This window comes from Streptomyces sp. NPDC046197, from assembly GCF_040646295.1.
Lineage (GTDB): Bacteria > Actinomycetota > Actinomycetes > Streptomycetales > Streptomycetaceae > Streptomyces.
On the sequence record NZ_JBEYZY010000008.1, the window covers coordinates 239,087 to 257,124 of the forward strand.

The following is an 18,038-nucleotide window of genomic DNA, read 5'->3' on the forward strand; positions in this document are numbered from 1 at the left end:
ATGGGATCCAAGGCATCGAACCACACCGTCCACAACGGCATGCCCGCCGCCGAACTCGGCACCGAGGGCTGGCACAAGCCCTGGAGCGGCACCAACGGCGGCTCCTGCGTCGAGGCCAAGCGCCTGCCCGACGGCAGCGTCGCCTTCCGCCAGTCCACGGACCCCGAAGGGCCCGCACTGGTCTACACCCGGGCCGAGATGATCTCGTTCCTGGAGGGCGCCAAGGCCGGACTGGCGGACTTCCTGATCGCCTGAGCCGGGCAGGGAGGAGGCCGGCCGCCGCATGGTGGGCCGGCTCCCTCCGCATCCCGCGGACATACCGAACTCGGGCCTGGCAGAAGGACGTTGGCGATAGGTTTGACCCAGACCGCGTGACGCACGGCAGGAGACACCCCATGGCAGACGGCCAGTCCAGCGCCCCCGACCAGGACGCGCTGTCCAAGATCGACACCAGGGTGCCGCACTCGGCCCGCATCTGGAACTACTGGATGGGCGGCAGGGACAACTACGAGGTCGACCGGATCGCGGGCGACGCCTACCGCGAGGTCGCGCCGAACATCGAGACGATGGCCCGCGCCTCGCGGCAGTACCTGATCCGTGCCGTGACCCTGGTGGCCGGCGAACTCGGCATCCGCCAGTTCCTCGACATCGGCACCGGGCTGCCGACCTACGACAACACCCACCAGGTCGCCCAGCGCATCGCCCCCGAGGCGCGCATCGTCTACGTCGACAACGACCCGCTGGTGCTCCGCCACGCCCAGGCGCTCCTCACGAGCACCCGCGAGGGGATCACCGAGTACATCGACGCGGACCTGCACGAGCCCGAGAAGATCATCGAGCGGGCGTCCGGGATCCTGGACTTCGGCCGGCCGGTCGCCCTGATGCTGATGGGCATCCTCGGTCACGTCCAGGACTACGAGGAGGCCAAGTCGATCGTCCGCCGCCTCCAGGCCGCCCTGCCCTCCGGCAGCTACTTCGTGCACTACGACAGTACCGATACCGACCAGGCCCTCAAGCAGGCCCAGCAGGGCTACGACGACACCGGCGCGGTCCCCTACGTACTGCGCAGCCCGGAGCAACTGGCCGCCTACTACGGGGGCCTGGAACTGCTGGAGCCGGGCATCGTGTCCTGCCCGCTGTGGCGTCCGGAGCCGGGCGTCGAGCCCGACCCCACGGACATCTACGGCGGCGTGGCCCGCAAGCCCTGACGCCGCGGCGGCGGGCCGGCAGCCGACGCCCGCGGGGCCCACCGCCCGCCGGGCCCACCGCCCGCGGGGCAGGCTCCGCACCGCGGCGGCCGCTCTACCGCGGCGCCCGCAGGAAGTCCGCCAGGCCCTCCAGCAGCCGTTCGACGTCCTCCTCACAGCTGTAGGGAGCCAGGCCCACGCGCAGCCCTCCGGTGTCGCCCAGCCCGAGGTGACGGGAGGCCTCCACGGCGTAGAAGGAGCCCGCCGGTGCGGCGATGGCGCGTTCGGCCAGGTGGTGATAGGCGTCGGCGGTGCTGCGGCCGTCGATGGTCAGCAGCAGGGTGGGGGTGCGCCGGGCCGCCCGCGAGTGCACGGTGATCTCCGGGAAGGCGGCCAGCCCCGCCTCGATGCGGCGGCGCAGGCCGTCCTCATGGCGTTCCAGCGAGGCCAGGGAGACGAGCAGCCGTTCCCGCCGGGTGCCGCGCGCGTCCGGGTCGAGCCGGGCGAGGAAGTCCACGGCGGCGCGGGTGCCGGCCAGCAGTTCGTAGGGCAGCGTGCCCAGTTCGAAACGCTCGGGCACGGCGTCCGTCGACGGCAGCAGCTTGTCGGGGTGCAGGGTGTCCAGGAGACCGGGGCGGCTCGCCACGACGCCGAGGTGCGGGCCGAGGAACTTGTACGGGGAGCACACGAAGAAGTCCGCGCCCAGGCGTGCGAGGTCGACCGGGCCGTGCGCGGTGTGGTGCACACCGTCGACGTAGAGCAGCGCACCCCTGCTGTGGGCGAGGTCGGCGATCGCGGGCACGTCGGGACGCGTGCCGATCAGGTTGGACGCGGCGGTGACCGCGACCAGCCGGGTGCGGTCGGACAGCTGGGCCCGGATGTCCTCCACGGTCAGCTCACCGGTGGCCGGGTCGAAGTCGGCCCACCGCACGACGGCTCCGACGGCCTGCGCGGCCTGCACCCAGGGCCGGATGTTGGCGTCGTGGTCCAGCCGCGTCACGACGACCTCGTCGCCCGGCGCCCAGGTCCTGGCCAGGGTGCGGGAGAAGTCGTACGTCAGCTGGGTGGCGCTGCGCCCGAAGACGATGCCGGACGGTTCGGCGCCCAGCAGGTCCGCCATGGCCTGCCGGGCGGCGACGACGCAGGCCTCGGCGTTGTGCTCGCCCGCGGTCTCGCGGCCGCGGTTGGCCAGCGGGGCGGCCAGCGCCTCGGCGATGGCGTCGATCACCGGCTGCGGCGTCTGGCTGCCGCCGGGCCCGTCGAAGAGCGCCCATCCGGCCTTCAGAGCGGGGAACTGCGCGCGGACGCCGGCGATGTCGTGGCTCACGGAAGGCTCCTTCGAACGGCCCGGTAGGGGGTGACGCATCCATGATCCCCGCCACGACACGCCGGGGTGCGACCCGGGGGGGCGATGCCCGCGTAGCGGGGAAGCCGCGGCGCCCTACTAGGACCTCCGCTCCTCCAACGCCGTCTGCCAGGCCGGAAGGTGGGTCTCGGGAACCGGATCCGTACGGCGGCCGCCGCGGGCGAAGAAGTCGGCGAGCGGGAGGATCGCGGCGCCGACGGTGACCGCGTCCGGCCCGAGCCGGCCCAGGTCGATGGTCACCTTCTGCGCCGGGTGGCGCAGCGCGTACGCCGTGGCGTGCCGGCGTACGGCGGGCAGGAAGCGGGCACCGAGCTGGAGGCCGGCCCAGCCGCCGATGAGGATCCGCTCGGGCTGGAAGAGGTTGATCAGGTCGGACAGGCCGGCGCCCAGGTACTCGGCGGTCTCCTCCAGCACGGCGAGCGCCACGGGGTCTGCGGCGGTGCCCTCGGGCGGATAGGCGGAGGCCAGCATGGCGGTCAGCGCGGTCTCCTCGTCGGTGTCGCGCGGCGGCCGCCCGCCCTCCTCGCGCCAGCGGGCCAGCAGCGACTCCGCCCCGGCGTACGCCTCCAGGCAGCCGAGCGCACCGCACCGGCACCGGCGGCCCCGGACCCGTACCGTCAGGTGTCCCCACTCCACCGCCCGGCCGTGCTCGACCTCGGGCGTGACGAGGCAGGCGCCGACGCCGGAGCCGAAGAGCACGACCACGGCGTTCCCGGCGCCGCGTCCGGCGCCGAACCACATCTCGGCCTGGCCCAGCGTCTTGGCCCCGTTGTCGATGAAGTACGGCACGAAGTCGGGCAGTTGGGAGCCCGCGCGAAGCAGCGCCTCGAGCGGCACCGCGTCCCAGCCGATGGTCTGGCCGTGCACGACGGCGCCGCGGTCCGGTGTGTGCTCCACGATGCCGGGGACGCCGATGCCGACGCCGAGGAGCCGCTGCGGCGCCGGCCCCGCCGCGGCCAGAACCTCGGAGATCCCGTCCCGGATGTGCCCCGTGATGACCTCGACGTCGTAGCGCTGCGCCTCCAGCGGCCGCTCGGTGCGCGCCAGTTCGGTGAGGGTGAGGTCGAACAGCTCGACGCGCACCCGGGTCTCTCCGACGTCGACGCCGATCATGTGGCCACTGCCCGGGGCGACGCGCAGCAGCGTGCGCGGCCGGCCGCCGTCGGAGTCGACACTGCCCGCCTCCTCCACCAGCCCGTCCGCGACCAGGTCGGCGACGACGTTGCTGACCGAGCCGGAGCTCAGGCCGGTCGCCGGGCCGAGTTCGAAGCGGCTGAGCGGACCGTCGAAGTACAGCCGTTGCAGCACGGCCGTGCGGTTGCCCCGCCTGAGATCGCGCACCGTGCGCCCGTTCCGCCCCGCCATGTGGCTCCCTTCGGCCCTGCCCGACCTGCAACATACCCCCGCAGGCAACCTGGCGCGACTTCTCAGGACGCTTAGTCTACGTAATAAATTAAGACGTGATGAGGATTTCAGGGTGGATCCACCCGGGGAGACCGCCACGACAGGATCAGCGTGGTCCGCGCCGGCCGTGCACGTACACCGTCGAAATCCATTTGGACCACCTCCAGTGGCCTGCCTACCCTAGCCACGAACCTAGTACCCCTAGGTTCACGACCACCCGCTTGACGCGACTCCCAGGAGGCTGTCATGAGATCACTCACCGAGCAGGACATCCGCAACTCGTTCGTCAACTGCTCGAAGGGAGAGTCGAAGAGGCTGCCACTCCCCCGCGATCTCGGCGAACGCCCCTGGGACGACCTGGACTTCCTCGGCTGGCGGGATCCCGGCGCCCCGGACCGCAGCTACCTCGTCACCGAGCGGGGAGGCCGGCTGGCCGGGGTGGCGTTGCGCTTCCCCTCGTCGCAGCGTGGCTTCCTGCACCGCAGCATGTGCTCGCTGTGCCTGACAACCCATCGGGGAGGAGGCGTGTCCCTGATGACGGCCCGCAAAGCGGGCGTGGCCGGCCGCGAGGGCAACTCGGTGGGCCTGTACATGTGCACCGACCTGGCCTGTTCCCTGTATGTGCGCGGCAAGAAGGTGCCCGACTCCGGGGTCCGCTTCGAGGAGAGTCTCACACTGGAGGAGCAGATCGCCCGCACCACGGGCAACCTGGCCGCCTTCCTCGACAAGCTGGACGCCTGACGCGCAGGCCCCGGTTCCGGCCCCGGCCCGAGGACGTTCGAGGCACGGGCGAGCGTTCGATGCACGGGGGGAACGTTCGTGACGCGGGGGGAAGGGGAACAGCGCAAGAGATGCAAGATGTACGTGAGTGGAGCTCCCTCCTCGTGCGGCTGGTGAAGCGGTACCGGGACCCCGTGGTCGTCCAGGCGTTCCGGTCCACGGCGGCGGCGACGGTCGCCTACGTGATCGCGCTGCACCTGAGTCCGGAGCCCGCGCCGCTGACCGCCCCCCTGACCGCCCTGCTCGTCGTCCAGGTCACGCTCTACGCCACGCTGACCACGGGCATCCGCCGGGTGAACTCCGTGGTGGCCGGCGTCCTCGTCGCCATCGCCTTCTCCCTGCTGGTCGGTCTGACCTGGTGGAGCCTGGCCCTGGTGATCCTGGTCGCGCTGGCCGTCGGGCACCTGGTGCGCGTCGACGAGTTCGTTCCCGAGGTCGCGATCAGCGCGATGCTGATCCTCGGGGTCACGTCCGTGAGCAGTTCGGCCTGGGCACGGATCGTGGAGACCCTGATCGGCGCGTTCGTCGGGCTCGGCTGCAATCTGCTGCTCCCTCCCCCGGTGTGGACCGAAGAGGCGGGCGAGTCGATCGAGGACCTGGCACGCCGGGTGCGGCAGCTGATGCTGCGGATGGGCGAGGAGGTGGCCGGCCGCATCACCGTCGAGGACGCTGCGGCACGCCTGCACGAGGCGCGCCGCCTGGACCACGAGATCGCCGACGTGGACGCGGCCCTCCGGCAGGCCGAGGACAGCCTCCGGCTGAACCCGCGGGTACGCGAGGGGCTGCTGCACCGGGTCGTGCTGCGCACCGGACTGGACACCGTGGAGATCTGCACGGTGGTGCTGCGGGTGCTCGCGCGCACCTTCACCGACCTGGCGAAGGCGCGGGATCCCGAGCCGCTGTTCTCGCCGCAGACCGGCGCCGTTGTGGAGCAGCTGCTGTCCGAGCTCGGTGACGCCGTGGTCAGCTTCGCGGTGCTGGTCACGACCGACGTCAGCGTCAGCGCCGAGTCGGCGGAGTCCCGGCTCGCGGCCGAACTGCGGCAGGCGGCGGCCACCCGCGACAAGCTGGCCCAGCTGCTGCTGGAGGAGGTCGAGCGGGACGCGCGCCACTGGCAGCTGTACGGCGCGGTGCTGACCGAGGTCAACCGCATCATCGACGAGATGGACACCGAGCACCGCTCGCGCAGGCTCCTGGAGGAGCTGGACCGCCAGACCCGGGAGCGGCGCGAGCGCATATCGCGGCTGACCCGGCTGCGGGAGCGGCTGGGGGTGCCGGAGGGGATGCGCCGGAACCGCCAGGACGCCGCGCGGCGTTCTCTGTGACGGAGGTCGTCGCCCCGGTCGCCGGGCGGCGGCCCGGGACGACGTCACCGGGGCGGGGCGGGCGCCGCTCGTGCGGGGCGCTGCCACACGACGGAGGGATGGTGCGCATGACCGATACGACGGTGCGGATCGACGGGAACACACTGCGGCTGCCGGGCGGTGTCGCGGTGCGGTTCGTGCGCACCCTGCGGCTGCCCGAGACGGGCACGCATCCGCTGCCGCCGGGACTGGGAGAGTTCCCCGTCCGACGGGTCGCCGACTACCCGGACACGGTGCCCGAGCAGTGGCGGGCCCGCGGCGGCGTGATGCTGCCGGTGTATCTGCGCGAGGCCATGTGGCTGAGCTTCGCGGGGACCACGGAGCCCGCCGCCCTGCAGGTCGGCGTGGGCAAGGTGTGCGCGGTGTCGGGCAGGCCCTGGAGCGACCGGCTCCACCGCGATTGGCGCCATCCGCAGAACTACGTGGTGCTGCCGCGCCAGCCCTGGCTCGACGGCATCAACTCCGGCAAGGGCACAGTCCGCCAGTTCGTCGCGGTGCCGCTGGGACTCGGCGCGACGGTCGAGGGGCAGGTCACGGGCGAGGAGGTCTGGGGCGGCGTCCAGTTGCAGTCGTTCCCGCTGAACGACGTGGAGCTGGCCCGGTGGCGCGAGGAGGAGCGACGCCGGTCGGCGTGGCGGACCCGCTCGGCGGCCGGGGGCTACGGAGCCGCCATGCCGATGGCGGCACCGCCCGCCCCCGGCGCGGCCCCGGCGCCCGGCGGGGCACCCGGGGCGGTTCCGGCGGCCGCCCCGGCCCGCCGGCGGTCGGCCGCAGCGATGGGGCTGGGCGTGGGTGGCTCGATGCGCCAGGAGGTGTACCGGGACGAGCGGCCGCTGGGCGACTGGGCCGGGAAACCCGCCGGGCGGGTGTTCGTGCACCTGGTGACGCCACCGGAGTGGCGGCGCATCACGGGTGAGGCTCCGCCGCCGTCGCCCGTGGACCGCGCGGCGTACACGAGGGCGGGACTTCCCTGGTTCGACTACTACGACGAGGACGCGGAGGATCTCGTGCCGTCCGACACCCTGTCGGCGGTGCGGCCCGTCGGCGACTGGCTGGGCGACGACCACGAGCCGTGGCAGGAGCCGGCGTCCGGGCAGGTGACGCCCCTGAAGGACGCGCCGGGGAAGCCGGTGGAGGACGGGGACTGGTAGGCCCCCCGGGGCGTTGCACCTCGCGCAACGCATGTTGCCGCACTTGCCCTTGTCCGGTGGTCCACGCCAAGGTGGCTGTCACGGCCGAGGCAGTCGACGACCTGGGGTGCGGGCATGGGCAGTGGTGCGGAAGCGTCGCGGGGCGGCTGGAGCCGGCGCCGGTTCGTCGGGGCCCTGACGGGAGTGGCCGCAGTGGCGGCGGTTCCGGCACCCGCGTCGCCCGGCGGCGAACCCGGCTCGCGCGCCCCGGCCACTGCCCGGGCGTCGGCGAGCGGCAGGCGGCCGGCGGCCCGGCCGCCCGGCCCGCGTCCGCTGTACCTCGGCACCTACACCTCCGTCGAAGGTGGTGGCACGGGCATCGGGACGGCCGTGTACGACCCCCTGACGGGCGCCGTCACCGGCCGCGGCGCGATCGGCGGGATCGGCGACCCGTCGTATCTCGCGCTGCACCCGGACGGCCGCACGCTGTACGCGGTCGACGAGCGGCCGGAGGGCGGTGTGACCGCCGTACGCCTGGCCGACCGGAAGACGCTGGGCATGCGCAGTACGGGCGGGGCGGGGCCCTGTCACCTCTCCGTGCACCCCACCGGCCGCTGGCTGCTCAGCGCGAACTACCAGTCCGGAAGCGTGGCGGTGCATCCGGTCGATGCCTCCGGCGCGCTCGGCGAGCGCACGGACCTCGTCACTCATTCCAGCCCGCCGCCCGGCCCGGGCCAGCAGGGCCCGCACGCCCATCAGGTCGTCACCAGCCCGGACGGCGGTCACGTCCTCGCGGTCGACCTCGGTACCGACACGGTCTACACGTACCGTCTGGACACCCGCACGGGCACGCTCACCGAGGTGGCCCAGGCGCACACGAGGCCCGGCGCGGGCCCCCGCCATCTGACCTTCCACCCCGGCGGCCGGTACGCCTATCTGGCCAACGAGGTGGACGACACCGTGGCGGTCTGCGCCTACGACCCGCCGACCGGAAGGCTGACCGTCGGCAGCCCGCAGTCCACGGGCTCGGGCGGGGGCGTCAACTACCCGGCGCAGATCCTGGTGACGGCCGACGGCGGATACGCCTACCTCGCCAACCGGGGGCACAACAGCCTCGCGCGCTACGCCGTCGAGGCCGGCGGGGCACGGCTCAGGCTGCTGGACACGGTGCCGGTCGAGGGTGACTTCCCGCGGCAGATCGCCTTCTCGCCGGACGGCGGGCTGCTGTTCGCGGCGAATCAGAAGTCGAGCACGGTCACCGTCTTCCACGTGGAGCGCACCAGCGGCGCGCTGCGGCTCGCGGGCGAGCCGTTCGCCTCACCCGTCGCCGTCTGCGCGCTGCCGCTGTAGGGCGCGGCGGCAGGAGGCGGCGCTCGCCCGGACGAGCAGCACGTGCATGCGTTCGGTGAGCTGGGCGACGCTGTCGGCGGGCGCGTGGAACGGCAGGCGGACGTCGCCGTGGGTGCGGGCGCGTTCGATGCGCAGGGTCAGGCCGTGCCGGTCGACGGCGAGCGGCCGGACGCGCACCGCGCCGTACAGGCCGTCGGGGCCCACGAGCCGGGTGAGCCGTTCCACCGCGTCGGGATGGGCGTCGGCCAGATGGGTGAGCAGCCGGGCCTCGGCCGCGGCCAGCGGGTCGGGCGCCGCGGCGGCGAGCTCCCCGGGGTCGACCACGACCGCGCCGGACGGCCGGCGCAGCACCACGCGGGCGGGGTGGAACGCCAGGTGCTCCGTGGCGGGGACGAGCCGCCCGGCGAGCCAGAGCCGGGCCCGGATCCGGTGCCGCATGGGGACGGGCGCCACGTCGGCGAACTCCAGCACCGCGGACGGCTCACCGCGCGGCGCGAAGATCGCGGCGGCGAGCAGGGCACTGTCGTCTGGCACGTGCAGGAGTACGCGACCGTCCTCGGCGACCGCGTGCGCGCCGACGAGTTCCTCCCGCGCGCCCTGCGCGATCACCGCGCACGACCATGCGGTGGCGAGCAACGACCGCGCCCGCTCGGCCGCCCCGGGCCCGGCCGCCCACGTCCGGCTGTCACCCATCCGAAACCTCCTTAGGTAAGGCTCGCCTAACTTATCGGAGATCGGCGCGCACGCCAACCGGGCGCCGTCGCGAGGAGAATCCCGGTGACCCGACCGGGCGGCGCTCAGGGCGCGAGGACACCCGGAAGGGCCCGGGCGCAGAGGTCTCGCACCTGTTCCCGCGCCAGGTCCGAGCCGCGGAGCCACTCCAGACAGACGGCGGTGGTGAAGGCGAGCCAGCCGCGGACGGCGACCCCGGCCTCCGGGCGCTGAGCGGTGAGCGGCCCGAACTCCGGGTCGGCGGCGAGGGCCGCCAGGATCTGCTGCTCCTGGGCGGCGAGGGCGCGCTGGTAGACGCGGCGCACGGCCTGGTCCCCCGCCGCGTCGGCACGGTGGAAGGCGCGGAACCGTGCGCATGGGCCTGTGAGGGGCTGCGGTTGCGCCTAAAACGCCGCCCGGCCGTCGCTCCCCCCGCGCCGCTGACGGTCCCGGACGACGGCGGTGTCTCAGCCCCGCGCCGTCCAGTGCACCGGGCGGGCGACTGATCCCGGCAGTCGGGTGCCGGCAGTGCCCCGCGCGGCGTTGAGCTGCGGCTGGGTCAGGAAGAACGCGCCGGTCAGATCGGCGTCCGCGAGGTCGGCGTCGCGCAGGTCGGCGCCGATCAGGTCCGCGCCGCGCAGGTCGGCGCCGGTGAGGTCGGCCGCGATCAGATAGGCACCGCGCAGACTGGCCCCGCGCAGGTCGGCGCCCCGGAGCCGGGCCCCGATCAGGTCGGCGCCCCGCCGGTCCTTCTTCCTGCCGCGCACTCCGGCCCGCGCCAGCTCGCTCGTGCGCAGCAGGAGCGTGTTGACCCGCTGCCGGTGCGCGCCGACATCCAGCACGGCCAGCTCCCCGGGCGAGCCGAGCGTCAGCCGCTCGGTCTCCTCCAGGGCCCGGCGCAGGTCGGCGTGGACCGGCCGCGCGGCGGGCAGGGTGAGCGCCTCGGTGAGGTACCAGAGCAGTTCGTGGAGCTGCCGGACCACCGGGAAGACCTCGAACGTGCGCCGGGTGTGCTCCGGGGATCCGGTGCGCCAGTCCTGGCCGCCGAAGGTGACCTGCGAGACCTTCTGCCCGGCGCCGAAGCAGTCGTAGACCGTACAGCCGGTGAAGCCCTTGTGCCGCAACTGCGCGTGGATGCCGCACCGGTGGTCGGCGCCCAGATTCGGGCAGGGCTTCCCGGCGGGCTTGTCGTGCGCGAAGTCCGCGGACCTGGCGAAGGGCAGCGCCACACAGCACAGTCCGAAGCAGCGCGCGCAGTCGCCGCGCAGGTCCGTGCGGCCGGCAGTCTCATCTGGCATGACGTTTACCCTACAAACCCACGGACGGTCCCCCGCACCGGCCGGTCAGGCAAGGAAGGCGGCGACGGCCGCCGCGAAGCGGGCCGGGTCGTCGAGCCGCGGGAAGTGCCCCGCCCCCGGCCGCACGGTCGGTTCGGCGTGCGGGAACAGCCCGGCCCGCCACGATCTCCTCCAGGGCCGCGAACCCCGCCGGGAACCACGGCTCGTCCTCGCGCAGCCGCCCCGTTGCCGGCCGTACGTCCGCGGGGACGTTGATGCCGACGGCCATGCCGCTCGGGGGGATCAGCGCGAGCCGTCCGACGCGTTCCGGACGGCGAGCCGCGTTGCGCGGAGTAGGCCGGCATGGTGCCGACCCCTGCCAGCGGTGATCGGCGGCAGCAATCGAATTTCCGGCCCGGCCAACGGCGTTGGCGGCTGACGCGCCCGGCCTTGGCGGCTCAGCCATGCGGCATCGGCGGCTCAGCCACCCGGCGCCGGCCGCTCACGTCCCCCGCATACGACCCGGTGGCCGACTCGCCGGGCGAGCCGAACTCACCGATGAATTTCCTGCGTTGTGGGGGTCTCCTCATACAACGGACAACAAGCTCGGCTACCACTGGGGAGAGCAGCCGGCAGAGGCAGGAGCCCGACGCATCGAGGAGAGACGCCATGTGCAGCCACCAGCCACCGTGCCCCACCGCCGACGGCCCGGACCACCACACGGCCGTGACCGTGTCGGCCCACCCCGAGCAGGGCTGGAGTCTGCTGTGCAACGGCACCATCGTCTTCGACGACACCGGTGAACTCCTGCCCGACGGACGGGTGATCCACCCGCACCGCGTGCGCGGCCCGCTGGCGGTGGCCGCCTGACCCACCGGCCGGACGGCCGGGTTCAGGCCTCCTGAGCGGCGAAGCCGAGGCGGGCGAGCCGCTCGGGGTCGGACAGGATGTACATGCCGGTGATCCGGCCGTCGCGGACGTCGACGGCCATCACCGACAGCAGCTGCCCCTCCGGCGCCGTGACCAGCCCGGGCGAGCCGTTGACCAGGGCGAGCCGGGCGAGCGGCGCCAACTGCCGGAAGAGCAGCGCCTGTTCGGCGACCTGCTTGGCCCCGTGGACCACCTTGGACGCGGCCGCGCCCCGGACCAGCGCACCGGAGTCGGCGCGCAGCACCACGTCCGGGTGGAGCAGGGTGAGGAGCGCGTCGAAGTCGCCGGCCCGGGAGGCGGCCATGAAGGCCTCCAGCACCGCGCGGTGCCGGCCGGGATCGGGGTCCGCCGAGGGCGTGGCGCCCTGGACCCGGCGCCGCGCCCGGCTGGCCAGTTGCCGTGTCGCGGCCGAGCTGCGCTCCACGATCGGCGCGATGTCGTCGAAGGGCACCGCGAACATGTCGTGCAGCACGAACGCGAGGCGCTCGGCCGGCTCCAGCGTCTCCAGCACCACCAGGAGCGCGAGGCCGACCGAGTCCGCCCGGAGCACCTCCTGCTCCGGGTCGACGTGCGGCAGCGGCCGGATCACCGGGTCCGGTACATAGGTGTCGTCGATCGGCTGCTCGCGGCGGGCGCTGCGCGAGCGCAGCATGTCGAGGCACACCCTGCCGACGACGGTGGTCAGCCAGCCGCCGAGGTTGGTGATGGCGCTCGCGTCGGTGCGCCCCAGCTTGAGCCAGGTCTCCTGTACCGCGTCCTCGGCCTCGGGCAGCGAACCCAGCATGCGGTAGGCCACGGCACGCAGGTGCCCGCGGTGCTCCTCGAATCGTCCGGCCAGCCGGTCGACGTCGTTCGTACCGTCCCCCATGCCGTCCCCGTTCGGTCTGCGCAGTGTGCGAAAGCCGTTCGATCAAAACACGTCGGCCCGCCGCGGGTCACCTCCCCAGGACGGAGGGGGGCCGGGTGTCACACCTCGTCACGGGCCAGAGCCAGCAGGCGGTCCAGCACCCTGGGGCCGCCGGCCCGCACACCGTCGTGCTCGAACTCGTCGGTGACCCAGGTGCGCAGGCCACGGATCGCGCGCGCGGTCCGGAGGGAGTGGGCGGTGTCGACGTACATGTCGTCGTGGTAGACGGCCGCCGCGACCGGCACCTCGTTGACGGAGAGCCGGGCGGGGTCGTACAGGGGCCGCCAGTCGGTGCGGGCGGCCAGCAGGTCGGCGGTCTCGCGCAGCGGGCGCAGCGCCGGGTCGCAGTCGAACATCCACGGGTGCACGGACTCTCCGGTGAACAGCACCGGGCCGTCCCCGGCGAGCGCCTTGGCGGCGTCGAACTGGGGGAACTCGGCGCGCACCCGCTCGGCCGACCAGGCGGTGGGGCGGGCGTCCTGGCCGTAGATCGACTCGTGGACGAGGGCGTACAGGGGGTGACCCGCGAACGACAGCAGGCCCTGGACGTGCTCCTGGAAGGCGTCGGACAGGGCAGGGCCCTGCGGGGTGCGGACGAAGGCGCCTTCCAGAAGGTGGTGCAGGCGGTGGCTGCCGTCCCCGCCGCCGAGCATGAGGCCGAGGAACTGGAAGGCCTCGACGGTGAGGCGGTAGCCGTTCGGCAGCACCACGTCGTGGGTGAGGAGGTGGTCGGCGATGCGGCGGGCGCGTTCGACGTCCTGCGGGTAGCGCGCGTAGTGGGCGGTGACCTTGCGCTCGATGCGCGGATAGGCGGCCCGGTAGACGTCGTCGGCGTGCGCGTCGAGGGAGGGCAGGCCGCCGGTGATCACGGCGGCGGTCAGGCCTTCGGGGTGGGTGGACAGGTAGTTCACCGTGCAGAAGCCGCCGAAGCTCTGGCCGAGCACCGTCCAGGGTGCGCCGCCGGTGACCTCGCCGCGGATCGCCTCGCAGTCGCGGACGATCGCGTCCGCGCGGAAGTGGGTCAGGTACGCGGCCTGTTCGGCGGGGCCGCCGCGCAGCGGCAGCGTCTGGCGGTTGGCGGGCGTGGAGTGGCCGGTGCCGCGCTGGTCCAGCAGCAGGACCCGGTGGTCCTGCAGCGCGCGGTCGAGCCAGGCCTGCCGGCCGATGAAACGGTTCGCCCCGAAGCCCGGGCCGCCCTGGAGGTAGATCAGCCACGGCAGGTCCTGGTGCGCCTTGTCGACGGCGACCACCTCACGGGCGTAGAGCTCGATCGTCTCCCCACCGGGGCGGTCGTGGTCGAGGGGCACCGTGAAGTGGCGGTCGGTGAGGGCGACGCCTGGCTGGCGGTAGGTGACGGTCAACGCATCTCCCGGGACGGACGGATTACGGCCGCGTCCCAGTTCAGCACAAGTCCGTCCGCCGTCCGACCCCTGGGATCATGAAATCTTACTGAATCGGGGTTCAGTGGGCGGGCAGGCTGGAGCCGCGCACCACCAGCTCCGGCTGGAGCACCACCCGCCGGTGCCGGTGCGGCCCGGACAACCGCTGCGCGTCCGTCTCCTCCAGCAGCAGCTCGGCGGCGAGGGCGCCCATGGTGACGGCGGGCTGGCGCACCGAGGTGAGCGGGACGGCCGCGGCGGCCGCGAACTCGATGTCGCCGTAACCGACGATGGCGAGGTCGTCGGGGACGCCGACCCCGGCCGCGTACATGGCCTGCAGAACGCCGAGGGCGAGCAGGTCGTTGGCGCAGAAGACGGCCGTGGGCCGGTCGGCGAGGCCGAGGAGGCGGACCCCGGCGTCCCGCCCCGCCGCCACATCGGGGCGCTCGGTGGGCAGCTCGCGCAGGGCGCCGGGGCCGAGACCGGCCTCGGCGAGCGCGTTGAGGGCGCCGGTACGGCGGTCGCGGACCTGGTGGAGGCCGGGCGGGCCACTGACGTACGCGATCGAGCGGTGGTCTGCGTCCACCAGGTGCCGCACGGCGAGGGCGCCGCCGGTCACGTCGTCCACGGACACCGAGCACTCGGTGGTGCCCTCGGCAACCCGGTCGACCAGGACGAAGGGGATGCCGTGGCGGCGGAACAGCGCGATGTTGCGTCCGGTCGCGTCGGCCGGGGTGAGCAGGACGCCCCGCACCCGCTGCTCGGCGAAGAGGGACAGGTGCTCGGCCTCCTCGCTGGGACTCTGGGCGCTGTTGCAGACCATCACACCGAGCCCGGCAGCACGGGCCGTCCGCTCGGCGCCGCGGGCGACGTCGACGAAGAAGGGGTTGCCCATGTCGAGGACGAGCAGCCCCATGATCCGGCTGCGGCCCGCCCGCAGCTGGCGCGCCGACTCGCTGCGGACGTAGCCGAGCCGGTCGATCGCGGACAGTACTCGGGCGCGGGTCTCGGTGGCGACGGTCTCCGGACGGTTGATGACGTTCGAGACGGTGCCCACCGAGACACCGGCGGCGCGGGCGACGTCCTTGATACCCACCGACTGGGTCATCGGGCGGAGACCTCCAGGTGAAAGAGGGGCGGCGGGAGGGCCTTCACATTACCGTCGTCCCACCGCACACCGGACTGGTCGGGCGGGCGGGGAGAAGTCGACGACGTGGAGCACCGAGGTCCCGGCGTGCGGCCGCATCTCCCCCTCTCCGGGAACGGCCCCTCCGGCTGGTCCCCCACTAGGCTGAACGCCCAGGGGATGCCGCAGTACTCATCCGATGACCGAGCACAAGGAGCCGCGATGCGTGTCGCCCTGTTCCTGACCTGCATCAATGACACGCTCTATCCGGACACCGGGCGCGCCGTGGTGAAACTGCTGACCAGACTGGGCGTTGAGGTGGACTTCCCGATGGCCCAGACCTGCTGCGGGCAGGCCCACTACAACACCGGCTACCGGCATGAGGCGGAGCCGCTCGCCCGTCATTTCTCCGATGTATTCGGTGGCTATGAGGCCATTGTGACGCCGTCCGGATCATGCGGGGCGATGGTGCGGGACCTGTATCCGCGGATGGGCGAGCGGGCCCGCGCCGAGGGACGCGGGGACGCTCTCGCGCTCGCCCTGGCCCCCGTGGTCCCCAAGACGTACGAGCTGACGGAGTTCGTGGTGGATGTGCTCGGGGTGACGGACGTCGGGGCGTACTACCCGCACCGGGTGACGTACCACCCGACCTGCCACGGACTGCGCGGCCTGGGTCTGGGCGACCGTCCCCTGCGGCTGCTGCGGGCCGTGCGGGGGCTGGAGCTGGTCGAGCTGCCGGGGGCAGACGAGTGCTGCGGCTTCGGCGGCACCTTCGCGGTGAAGAACCCCGACGTCTCGGCGGCGATGGGCGCCGACAAGGTGCGCAACGCCGAGTCGACGGGTGCTCCGGTGCTGTGCGCGGCCGACAACTCCTGTCTGATGCACATCGGCGGCACGATGGCCCGCCTGGACTCGGGGATGCGGCCGGTGCACATCGCGGAGATCCTGGCGAGCACGGAGAAGGAGCCGGCGGCATGAGCGGTACGTTCGTAGGGATGCCGGCCTTCCCGGAGGCGGCCCGCGACGCGGTGCACGACCAGACCCTGCGCGGCAACCTGCGCCATGCCACGCACACGATCCGCGCCAAGCGGGCGCAGGCCGTCGCCGAACTGCCCGACTGGGCGGCCCTGCGGGAGGCCGGCCGGCGGATCAAGGACCACACGCTCCGTCATCTGGACCGCTATCTGGTGCAGTTGGAGGGTGCGGTCACGGCGGCGGGCGGCACCGTGCACTGGGCGGCCGACGCAGAGGAGGCCAACCGGATCGTGGCCGGCCTGGTCAGGCAGACCGGGGAGAGGGAGGTCGTCAAGGTCAAGTCGATGGCCACGCAGGAGATCGGGCTCAACGAGGCGCTGGAGGCGGAGGGCATCCGCGCCTACGAGACCGATCTCGCCGAGCTGATCGTCCAGTTGGGCCAGGACCGGCCCTCGCACATCCTGGTCCCCGCGATCCACCGCAACCGCGGCGAGATCCGGGACATCTTCCGCTCCGAGATGAAGCGCTGGGGCCGGCCGGCCCCGGACGGTCTCACCGACACACCGGCCGAACTCGCCGAGGCGGCCAGGCTGCACCTGCGGGAGAAGTTCCTGCGCGCCAGGGTCGGCATCTCGGGCGCCAACTTCATGGTCGCCGAGACCGGCACGCTGGTGGTCGTGGAGTCCGAGGGCAACGGGCGGATGTGCCTGACCCTGCCCGAGACGCTGATCTCGGTCGTCGGCATCGAGAAGATCGTCCCGACCTGGCGGGACCTGGAGGTGTTCCTGCAGACGCTCCCCCGTTCCTCGACGGCCGAGCGCATGAACCCGTACACGTCGATGTGGACCGGCACCACCGCCGGGGACGGGCCCCGCACCTTCCATCTGGTGCTGCTGGACAACGGCCGCACCGACACGCTCGCCGACGAGGTCGGCCGCCAGGCACTGCGCTGCATCCGCTGCTCGGCCTGCCTCAACGTCTGCCCGGTGTACGAGCGGGCCGGGGGGCACGCGTACGGCTCGGTCTATCCGGGCCCGATCGGCGCGATCCTCAGCCCCCAGCTGCGCGGCACCGCGAGCGAGATCGACGCCTCGCTGCCGTACGCGTCGTCCTTGTGCGGCGCCTGCTACGAGGTGTGCCCGGTCGCCATCGACATCCCCGAGGTACTGGTGCACCTGCGGGAGCGGGTGGCCGAGGGCGGCCCGGTGACCCGCCGGGGCAACAAGGTGGTGCTGAGGCCCGCCAGGGGGCACGCGGCCGAGCGGGCGGCCATGCGGGCGGCGCGGTGGGCGTTCACACACCCGCGGGTGCTCCGCACCGGCCAGCGCCTGGTATCGGGCACCCGCCGCTTCCACCCGCGGACCCTGCCGGGCCCCGGCCGGGCGTGGAGCGGCACGCGGGACCTGCCCGCGGTACCGGCGGAGCCGTTCCGGGACTGGTGGCAGCGCACGCACGGCCGGACCGACGGCGAGGGAGCCGCGAAGTGAGCAGCAGGGACCGGATCCTGGGCCGGGTACGGCGTGCGCTGGCGGACGTGCCACCGGACGACACGCCGTACGAGCAGGCCGTCGAGCGGAACTACCTGCGGCAGCACGGCGAGCGGACTGCCGCACGGACGGTCGATCTGCTGGCCGAGAACCTCGCGGACTACCGGGCGGTCGTGCACCGGTGCGACGGCGAGGAGCTGCCCGGCGTGATCGCCCGGCTGCTCGCCGGACGGGGCTCGGCGTCCGTCCTGGTCCCGCCCGGACTCGACGCGGGCTGGCTGGCGGACTGCGAGGTCGCGCGGGTCCCCGACGTCCCGGACAGCACACCGCATGAGCTGGACCGGGTCGACAGTGTGGTCACGGGGTGCACGGTGGCCGTGGCCGAGACCGGCACGATCGTCCTCGACGGCGCCCCGGACCAGGGCCGGCGCCGGATCACGCTCGTCCCCGACCACCACATCTGCGTCGTCCGGGTCCCCGACCAGGTCGTCTCCTCCGTCCCCGAGGCCCTTGCCCGCCTCGACCCGACCCGTCCGCTGACCTGGATCTCCGGTCCCTCCGCGACCAGCGACATCGAACTCGACCGGGTGGAGGGGGTGCACGGGCCGCGGACCCTGGAGGTGGTGCTGGCAACACGCGGGACGGGATCCGCGCGGCTAGCGTGA

17 protein-coding genes and 1 pseudogene are annotated in these 18,038 nt (G+C 73.4%); 10 read left to right on the forward strand and 8 right to left on the reverse strand.

Going from position 1 to position 18,038, the window contains the following annotated elements:
- Both AB0A61_RS14505 and AB0A61_RS14510 read left to right on the forward strand, forming a co-directional pair.
- Nucleotides 1–255: a DUF397 domain-containing protein gene (locus AB0A61_RS14505; protein ID WP_361291410.1), complete on the forward strand. Its 255-nt coding sequence runs from the start codon at nt 1–3 to the stop codon at nt 253–255.
- 140 nt (nt 256–395) lie between these two features.
- Nucleotides 396–1,208, forward strand: a complete 813-nt coding sequence (locus AB0A61_RS14510) for an SAM-dependent methyltransferase (RefSeq protein ID WP_361291413.1) — start codon at nt 396–398, stop codon at nt 1,206–1,208.
- Between the two features lie 94 nt (nt 1,209–1,302).
- On the opposite strand, the gene AB0A61_RS14515 is transcribed toward AB0A61_RS14510, so the two are convergent.
- Both AB0A61_RS14515 and AB0A61_RS14520 read right to left on the reverse strand, forming a co-directional pair.
- Entirely contained in the window at nt 1,303–2,514 is a 1,212-nt protein-coding gene (locus AB0A61_RS14515) for a cysteine desulfurase-like protein (protein ID WP_361291416.1), read from the reverse strand.
- 117 nt (nt 2,515–2,631) lie between these two features.
- Nucleotides 2,632–3,918 carry an ROK family transcriptional regulator gene (locus AB0A61_RS14520; protein WP_361291419.1) on the reverse strand — a complete coding sequence of 429 codons (1,287 nt, stop codon included), beginning with the start codon at nt 3,916–3,918 and terminating at the stop codon, nt 2,632–2,634.
- Nucleotides 3,919–4,203: 285 nt separating this feature from the next.
- Between AB0A61_RS14520 and AB0A61_RS14525 the strand changes: the two genes are divergently transcribed.
- The 4 genes from AB0A61_RS14525 (at nt 4,204) to AB0A61_RS14540 (ending at nt 8,581) form a co-directional block, all read left to right on the forward strand.
- The gene (locus AB0A61_RS14525; protein WP_361291422.1) at nt 4,204–4,698 is read left to right on the forward strand and encodes an FBP domain-containing protein; all 495 of its coding nucleotides are present in this window, start codon (nt 4,204–4,206) and stop codon (nt 4,696–4,698) included.
- 110 nt (nt 4,699–4,808) lie between these two features.
- Nucleotides 4,809–6,062 (forward strand): FUSC family protein, encoded by a 1,254-nt coding sequence (locus tag AB0A61_RS14530; protein WP_361291425.1) that lies wholly within the window; start codon nt 4,809–4,811, stop codon nt 6,060–6,062.
- Between the two features lie 107 nt (nt 6,063–6,169).
- On the forward strand, nt 6,170–7,252 hold the full coding sequence (locus AB0A61_RS14535) for a hypothetical protein (protein WP_361291428.1): 1,083 nt from the start codon (nt 6,170–6,172) through the stop codon (nt 7,250–7,252).
- 114 nt (nt 7,253–7,366) lie between these two features.
- Nucleotides 7,367–8,581, forward strand: a complete 1,215-nt coding sequence (locus tag AB0A61_RS14540; RefSeq protein WP_361291431.1) for a lactonase family protein — start codon at nt 7,367–7,369, stop codon at nt 8,579–8,581.
- On the opposite strand, the gene AB0A61_RS14545 is transcribed toward AB0A61_RS14540, so the two are convergent.
- The 3 genes and pseudogenes from AB0A61_RS14545 to AB0A61_RS14555 form a co-directional block, all read right to left on the reverse strand.
- The gene (locus AB0A61_RS14545; RefSeq protein ID WP_361291434.1) at nt 8,549–9,274 is read right to left on the reverse strand and encodes a DUF2470 domain-containing protein; all 726 of its coding nucleotides are present in this window, start codon (nt 9,272–9,274) and stop codon (nt 8,549–8,551) included. The genes AB0A61_RS14540 and AB0A61_RS14545 overlap by 33 nt on opposite strands.
- 104 nt (nt 9,275–9,378) lie before the next feature.
- Nucleotides 9,379–9,660 (reverse strand): annotated as a pseudogene (locus AB0A61_RS14550) (TetR/AcrR family transcriptional regulator); the annotation flags it as partial.
- A gap of 99 nt (nt 9,661–9,759) precedes the next feature.
- A complete protein-coding gene (locus AB0A61_RS14555; RefSeq protein ID WP_361291437.1) occupies nt 9,760–10,590 on the reverse strand; it encodes a pentapeptide repeat-containing protein in 831 nt (276 codons plus the stop codon).
- A gap of 648 nt (nt 10,591–11,238) precedes the next feature.
- Here AB0A61_RS14555 and AB0A61_RS14560 point away from each other — a divergent pair.
- Nucleotides 11,239–11,439 carry a DUF5999 family protein gene (locus tag AB0A61_RS14560; protein ID WP_361291440.1) on the forward strand — a complete coding sequence of 67 codons (201 nt, stop codon included), beginning with the start codon at nt 11,239–11,241 and terminating at the stop codon, nt 11,437–11,439.
- Nucleotides 11,440–11,461: 22 nt separating this feature from the next.
- Here AB0A61_RS14560 and sigJ read toward each other — a convergent pair whose 3' ends face one another.
- The 3 genes from sigJ to AB0A61_RS14575 form a co-directional block, all read right to left on the reverse strand.
- Entirely contained in the window at nt 11,462–12,367 is a 906-nt protein-coding gene (gene sigJ / locus AB0A61_RS14565) for an RNA polymerase sigma factor SigJ (protein ID WP_361291443.1), read from the reverse strand.
- Nucleotides 12,368–12,465: 98 nt separating this feature from the next.
- Nucleotides 12,466–13,767, reverse strand: a complete 1,302-nt coding sequence (locus tag AB0A61_RS14570) for an alpha/beta fold hydrolase (protein WP_361291446.1) — start codon at nt 13,765–13,767, stop codon at nt 12,466–12,468.
- Nucleotides 13,768–13,867: 100 nt separating this feature from the next.
- Nucleotides 13,868–14,893 (reverse strand): LacI family DNA-binding transcriptional regulator, encoded by a 1,026-nt coding sequence (locus AB0A61_RS14575; protein ID WP_361291449.1) that lies wholly within the window; start codon nt 14,891–14,893, stop codon nt 13,868–13,870.
- A 240-nt stretch (nt 14,894–15,133) separates the two neighbouring features.
- Between AB0A61_RS14575 and AB0A61_RS14580 the strand changes: the two genes are divergently transcribed.
- From AB0A61_RS14580 to AB0A61_RS14590, 3 genes are read left to right on the forward strand one after another with little or no spacing between them, the layout of a single operon-like run.
- Nucleotides 15,134–15,889, forward strand: a complete 756-nt coding sequence (locus AB0A61_RS14580; protein ID WP_361291452.1) for a (Fe-S)-binding protein — start codon at nt 15,134–15,136, stop codon at nt 15,887–15,889.
- Entirely contained in the window at nt 15,886–17,373 is a 1,488-nt protein-coding gene (locus tag AB0A61_RS14585) for a lactate utilization protein B (RefSeq protein WP_361291455.1), read from the forward strand. Before AB0A61_RS14580 ends, AB0A61_RS14585 begins: the two co-directional genes overlap by 4 nt.
- On the forward strand, nt 17,370–18,038 hold the full coding sequence (locus AB0A61_RS14590) for an LUD domain-containing protein (RefSeq protein ID WP_361291458.1): 669 nt from the start codon (nt 17,370–17,372) through the stop codon (nt 18,036–18,038). Before AB0A61_RS14585 ends, AB0A61_RS14590 begins: the two co-directional genes overlap by 4 nt.

Bases quoted from the DNA above. Each gene is read 5' to 3' on its own strand.
- AB0A61_RS14540 (WP_361291431.1), top strand. From the start codon at position 7,367: ATGGGCAGTGGTGCGGAAGCGTCGCGGGGCGGCTGGAGCCGGCGCCGG.
- AB0A61_RS14505 (WP_361291410.1), top strand. From the start codon at position 1: ATGGGATCCAAGGCATCGAACCACACCGTCCACAACGGCATGCCCGCC.
- AB0A61_RS14530 (WP_361291425.1), top strand. From the start codon at position 4,809: ATGCAAGATGTACGTGAGTGGAGCTCCCTCCTCGTGCGGCTGGTGAAG.
- AB0A61_RS14575 (WP_361291449.1), bottom strand. From the start codon at position 14,893: ATGACCCAGTCGGTGGGTATCAAGGACGTCGCCCGCGCCGCCGGTGTC.
- AB0A61_RS14510 (WP_361291413.1), top strand. From the start codon at position 396: ATGGCAGACGGCCAGTCCAGCGCCCCCGACCAGGACGCGCTGTCCAAG.
- sigJ (WP_361291443.1), bottom strand. From the start codon at position 12,367: ATGGGGGACGGTACGAACGACGTCGACCGGCTGGCCGGACGATTCGAG.
- AB0A61_RS14580 (WP_361291452.1), top strand. From the start codon at position 15,134: ATGCGTGTCGCCCTGTTCCTGACCTGCATCAATGACACGCTCTATCCG.
- AB0A61_RS14555 (WP_361291437.1), bottom strand. From the start codon at position 10,590: ATGCCAGATGAGACTGCCGGCCGCACGGACCTGCGCGGCGACTGCGCG.
- AB0A61_RS14585 (WP_361291455.1), top strand. From the start codon at position 15,886: ATGAGCGGTACGTTCGTAGGGATGCCGGCCTTCCCGGAGGCGGCCCGC.
- AB0A61_RS14560 (WP_361291440.1), top strand. From the start codon at position 11,239: ATGTGCAGCCACCAGCCACCGTGCCCCACCGCCGACGGCCCGGACCAC.
- AB0A61_RS14545 (WP_361291434.1), bottom strand. From the start codon at position 9,274: ATGGGTGACAGCCGGACGTGGGCGGCCGGGCCCGGGGCGGCCGAGCGG.
- AB0A61_RS14525 (WP_361291422.1), top strand. From the start codon at position 4,204: ATGAGATCACTCACCGAGCAGGACATCCGCAACTCGTTCGTCAACTGC.
- AB0A61_RS14535 (WP_361291428.1), top strand. From the start codon at position 6,170: ATGACCGATACGACGGTGCGGATCGACGGGAACACACTGCGGCTGCCG.
- AB0A61_RS14520 (WP_361291419.1), bottom strand. From the start codon at position 3,918: ATGGCGGGGCGGAACGGGCGCACGGTGCGCGATCTCAGGCGGGGCAAC.